The organism is Candidatus Omnitrophota bacterium (assembly GCA_013791745.1).
Lineage (GTDB): Bacteria > CG03 > CG03 > CG03 > CG03 > CG03.
In genome coordinates this window covers 1-1818 of record VMTH01000003.1, presented here as the reverse complement: position 1 = coordinate 1818, position 1818 = coordinate 1, and the positions used below count along the sequence as shown (strand labels likewise).

Sequence of the window (1818 nt, the reverse complement as noted above, 5' to 3'; positions counted from 1 at the left end):
TCACGGGAAAAAAACTTTCTGAAAAGAGGGATAGACATAAAAACACCTGTTTCAAAAAGTGCCAGGGAAGCTGATGATTACGCCGTCGCCGGAATAGAGAGATCAAAGGAAGAATCCTCACCGCCGGCCTCTGCCGCTCGGGTCTTCAATTTTCAGCCCTACAAAACCCAGTGGTCGCTTGACCTCATATATCCTCTGGCCATGTTCGTTTTCTCCGAAGGCGACGCCGATTTCTATCTCCTCAATTATTTTCAGGCCTCGGATATGATCAGCCGCCATGAGACATCCCTCTTTCTGCAATGGCTGTCTTCCACAAAAGACATGAATTATGATTTCAGCTATCTTTATAAAAAATGGAAAACAAATGTCGGGTTTTTCGCATCAGGTTACAGGGACACGAGATGGACGACTCTTGAGGATGATTCCCAGCTGCTGATCAAAGACAATAAGAGGAATTCCGCGGGCATGCTGTTCCGCCGTCCGCTTGACCGCGAGAACAGGCTGGAACTTCAACTGGGGCGGACTGACCGTGAACGCCTGGGTCTCGGCTATTACACATCTTCCGGAAATGTTTCTTTTTACGAGGATTACGAGAATTATTATATGCTCTCCCTGGTGAGAGACAAAAGCGTTTACCGTTTTATGGATGTGGTGAACGGCTCAAGGTCAAACATAAGTTTTTTGCAGAGCCGCGGCAGCTTTGAGGGAGAAGAAGTCCTTTTCAGCACCTCCTCGGCAAAGGGGGACATCAATTACGATTCTCTGTATTTTGAGCACCAGCTTTTCCTGCCCCTGCGTTTTCCGGGAGACATTCTGGCATTGAGGCTGATGGGCCGGTTCTCATGGGGCCCGACACCGGAAGTCTTTGACCTGAGCCGATGGGACAGGGTCAGGGGACTGAGGACATTCCCTGAGAGAAACCGCCTGGCCGTGTTTTCGGCGGAATACAGATTTTATATTTTCCCGAACATCGACTACAACCTGTGGTGGCTGCTGCCCCCGATGTTCTTCCAGAATTTGAAAGGCGTTTTATTTTATGACGGCGGCGAATGTTTTTCGCGCAGCGACGATCTCACAAGAGGCAACCTTGAACATTCCGTCGGTTTCGGTTTCCGGATGAGCACGCTGCTTTTCCAGACCTATCCTCTTATGTTATCATGGGACAGAGCGAGGATGATGAACAGAGATGGCTATGAGACTTATTTTAAGCTGGGAATAAACTGGTGATAAGCGGTAAAGCATGAAAAGTGAGAAGAAAGACAAAGTCGTGATCTTGGGCGCGGGGCTCACGGGCCTGACGGCGGCGCATTTTCTTGAAAACCCGTCGGCGGGCGGAAAAAAAATAAAACCTTTCATACTTGAAAAAAAAGACTGCGCGGGCGGGCTCTGCCGCACCGAGGAAAAAGAAGGCTTTTCGTTTGACCACACGGGGCATCTTCTTCATTTTAAAAAAAAGGATTCGTTATGGAAAACTTTTATAGAGGACACTCTGAAAATAGATCTGAAAAAGCACTCCCGCAGGGCTTCAATACACATCATGAACACTCTCGTGCCCTATCCTTTTCAGTATCACCTCGCGTATCTTCCCAAAGATGAAAAGGAGAAATGTGTCAGGGATTATCTGAAAGTTTATAAAAGCGGGGCTCCCGCCGGCGGATCATTCAGAAAATGGGCGGAGGATTCCTTCGGAAAAAGGATGGCGTCGCTCTTTTTTCTCCCCTACAATCAGAAGCTATGGAATTTTAACCTGAACAAAATGAGCACGGATTGGATGGGCCGTTTTGTGCCGGGCCCCGATGTCGGGATGATCCTGCGCGG

The 1818-nt window shown here is 48.5% G+C and carries 1 protein-coding gene; it reads left to right on the top strand.

Going from position 1 to position 1818, the window contains the following annotated elements; translation table 11 throughout:
- Positions 1–1240: 1240 nt before the first annotated feature.
- Positions 1241–1818: hypothetical protein (locus tag FP827_00075; protein MBA3051484.1), on the top strand; the 578-nt coding region annotated here is incomplete at its 3' end.